4 protein-coding genes are annotated in these 2,357 nt (G+C 60.1%); 1 reads left to right on the forward strand and 3 read right to left on the reverse strand.

What is annotated here, in order from left to right:
• Positions 1–215: hypothetical protein (locus tag EOL86_13845; protein ID NCD26657.1), on the reverse strand; the 215-nt coding region annotated here is incomplete at its 3' end.
• Complete coding sequence (locus tag EOL86_13850) at positions 216–1,133, reverse strand: glycyl-radical enzyme activating protein (protein ID NCD26658.1); 918 nt, start codon at positions 1,131–1,133, stop codon at positions 216–218. It lies immediately after the preceding gene.
• Positions 1,134–1,430: 297 nt separating this feature from the next.
• On the opposite strand from EOL86_13850, the gene EOL86_13855 reads away from it, so the two are divergent.
• Positions 1,431–1,700 (forward strand): RNA-binding protein, encoded by a 270-nt coding sequence (locus EOL86_13855; protein ID NCD26659.1) that lies wholly within the window; start codon positions 1,431–1,433, stop codon positions 1,698–1,700.
• A gap of 408 nt (positions 1,701–2,108) precedes the next feature.
• Here EOL86_13855 and EOL86_13860 read toward each other — a convergent pair.
• On the reverse strand, positions 2,109–2,357 hold a 249-nt coding region (locus EOL86_13860), incomplete at its 5' end, for a butyrate kinase (protein ID NCD26660.1).

Raw genomic sequence — 2,357 nt, forward strand, 5'->3', positions numbered from 1 at the left:
GCCGGGCCGCGCTCGCCGACAATGAGTTCGCCCTCGCCCAGCCAGATCGTTTTTTTTGCGCACAGGTCCTTGAAGACCAGGGCGCGGAGCACGGGCAGGGAGTGTTTGCCGTAATTTTCCGTGTAGAAGGCCGTTTCGAGCAGGGCGCGTTCGATGGAAATGGCCGGCACGGCCTCGAAGCTTTCCTGGCGCAGACGGGCGATGCGAGCGTTCATCTATCCTCCGACGCGGACCGAAAGGCCGCGGGCTTGCAGGCGTTGGACGGCCCTGTTCACGAGGGCCGGGTCTGATGGGGGGATGGCGTCTCCGGGGTAGGGGAGCCCGAGCTTTTGGTATTTGCCTCTGGCCGTGGCGTGGTAGGGCAGAACGTCAATGTTGGCGACCCCCGGCAGGGACGTGGCGAAGCGGCCCGTGGCCTCGATATTATCGTCGTCATCATTGATGCCCGGAATCAGGGGCAGACGGAAGCGGATGACTACGCCCGCATGGGCGAGGCGCCGGGCATTGTCGAGGATGAGGGCGTTGTCCACGCCCGTGGCTGTGCGGTGTTTGGCGGTGTCCATGTGTTTGAGGTCGAACAGGAACAGGTCCGTGTGCGGCGCGATTCGCGTCAGCACGTCCCAAGCCGCCAAACCGCTGGTGTCCACGGCCCGGTGCCAGCCCCGGGCGCCGCATGCCCGCAGCAGGGCTTCCAGGAATTCCGGCTGGGCCAGGGGCTCGCCCCCGGAAAAGGTCACGCCGCCGTTGGTGCCTTCAAAGAACGGGGCATCTTTGGCGATTTCGGCGATCACGCTGTTCACGGTCCGACGCTGTCCGATGCATTCATGGGCCAGGGACGGGCAGATTTCGGCGCAGGTTCCGCAGATCATGCACTCCGAGTGGTCGCGGACAATGCCCACTCCATCTACCCGAAGCGCGTTCTGCGGGCAGGCCGGGACGCAGTCGCCGCAGCCCACGCATTTGCCCGGCACGGTGTGGATTTCCGTCCCGAAGCGCATGCCTTCGGGATTGTGGCACCACCGGCAGGACAGGGGGCAGCCCTTCAGAAACACCGTTGTTCTCAGATCTGGCCCATCGTGCAGGGCATAGCGCTTGATGGCGAAGATGATGCCCGTGGGCGAGGTCCGCGACATGGGTTATCCGGTAATAAATATCGTTATGTTCAACAAGTGGATGCGTCTCGGTTGTTGTTGGACAGAGAGATAAAAAGAAATGTCCGCCCTGGAAAGAGGGAAAGAACGTGCCGGGTTTTTGAAAGAAAAACTTGCCTCTTGCCCGATAAATACGTAATCGCCAAAACCATGTATCAATCGAAGGTCGGTTGATGCGCGGAGTGTGGAGACGGGAAGGGTTTGGACCCAAAGGCGCGACAGATCCGATGGGGGACTCAACCTGGATTGTTTAGTTTTTTTACAGGAGACTATTGTATCATGTCGAAGAACATTTATGTCGGAAATCTGCCCTGGAGTGCCACCGAGCAGGATGTGGAAAATCTGTTTGCCACGTACGGCCAGGTCGCGAATGTTAAACTGATTTCCGACCGCGAAACAGGCAGAGCCCGCGGCTTTGGGTTCGTTGAAATGGAAAGTGGCGCCGACGAGGCCATTGCCGCTTTGGACGGCGCTGATTACGGCGGACGTTCCCTGAAGGTCAACGAAGCCCGTCCCCGCCCCGAGCGTGAACGTCGGCCCAGATGGTAGTCGCGTCTATCTGAGCTACTCCAACCCTGCTTCGGCAGGGTTTTTTTTTGCCGTCGGGCAGTTTATTTCCGGTCGGATTCCGTGTTCGTTTTTCCGATTTTTCCCACGCCGGTCCCTCCACCCGGGAGAGACTTCGGGCATCAGGATCGCGGTGGCACGCGCAAATTGCCCGGACGCGAGCCAATGACCCAGAAATACCCGAGTATCCCGCCGAGGATGACGACAATAATCACGATTCCAAAGTTCATGAATCCCCCGTTGTACCGAGCATCCCGACCCGGTTTGGCCGGCTGTGCCCGGTATTTTTCGAACAGTCTTTTTCGGAATGCACCCTCTTGAACTTCCGCCAGAGGTCGTCCGCGCCCAAAATGGCCATGAGTTTCAGTGGTCGCATCGCGCTGGAAGTGTTCAGGCCGGATACTGAAGCACGGGCTCCTCGCCTTCCAGGGCGCGTTGGGCGGCTTCGCACAGGGCGCGCATTTCGTCCTCGCCCGGATAGACCAAAACCCTGCCAAGAAATTCGATCCGCTCCGTGATCAGTTGGGTCAGGTTCTGGTCGTGCATCAGCCCGCCAGTGAGGATGATGGCGTCCACCCGGCCATGCAGAACCGCGCTCATGGAGCAGATTTCCTTGGCCACCTGATAGGCCAGGGCCGC

Source organism: Deltaproteobacteria bacterium (assembly GCA_009930495.1).
In the GTDB taxonomy this organism is placed as follows: Bacteria; Desulfobacterota; Desulfovibrionia; order Desulfovibrionales; family Desulfomicrobiaceae; genus Desulfomicrobium.

Bases quoted from the DNA above. Each gene is read 5' to 3' on its own strand.
- EOL86_13855 (NCD26659.1), top strand. From the start codon at position 1,431: ATGTCGAAGAACATTTATGTCGGAAATCTGCCCTGGAGTGCCACCGAG.
- EOL86_13850 (NCD26658.1), bottom strand. From the start codon at position 1,133: ATGTCGCGGACCTCGCCCACGGGCATCATCTTCGCCATCAAGCGCTAT.